The following is a 699-nucleotide window of genomic DNA, read 5'->3' as shown; positions in this document are numbered from 1 at the left end:
AGCTGGTTTGGCTTTCCAAACAGATTGTGCCAACCGCAGAAAGTGACGACAGCACCATCGAAGCCAGGGCCGCCTATGAAGGCGTGCCACGAAAGCTGGCTCAAAACGCCAATGGAAGCGCCACCTTTAGCGCGAGCGATAACGCCCAACTGCCTCTTGATAGCGTACTCACCTCCGGGGACGGCACGCGTTACCGAGTCACAGAGAGCGCACTGCCTACAGGTGGCGAACTGGTGGCAGAGATACAGGCCGAGCAGGCAGGAACATCCGGGAACCTGACAGCCAATGACACCCTGACACTGGTGAACCCCTCCCCCGGTATCGGCAGTGAGGCGACCGTCAACACCATGGACGGCGGCACTGACATCGAGCCGATTACAGAGCTGTTGGCACGGCTTTGGTTTCGCAAACAATACCCGCCGATGGGTGGGGCTGTTCATGACTATATGGCCTGGGCAACTGAAGTGCCCGGAGTGACCCGTGCCTGGGCCTACGATGCCTGGCAAGGTGGCAGCACTGTCGGCCTCACGTTTGTGTGTGACGGTGATACTGACATCCTGCCTTCAACCGCCAAAATGGACGCTGTCAGAGAGTATATCTATCGGCATAAAGACCCAGCCACAGGGCTGGAGGTAGGCCGCCCTGCAGGGATTGAAACCATCATTTTCAAGCTGCGTTTAAAGCCCGTTCAACTGACCA

The 699-nt window shown here is 57.8% G+C and carries 1 protein-coding gene; it reads left to right on the top strand.

Features of this window, described 5'->3' with window-relative positions; translation table 11 throughout:
• Positions 1 to 699: baseplate J/gp47 family protein (locus tag GMA8713_RS26085; RefSeq protein ID WP_198159604.1), on the top strand; the 699-nt coding region annotated here is incomplete at both ends.

Source organism: Grimontia marina (assembly GCF_900060185.1).
Classification (GTDB): Bacteria; Pseudomonadota; Gammaproteobacteria; order Enterobacterales; family Vibrionaceae; genus Enterovibrio; species Enterovibrio marinus.
The sequence above is the reverse complement of the archived record's forward strand: the minus strand, read 5'-3'. Positions and strand labels throughout refer to the sequence as shown.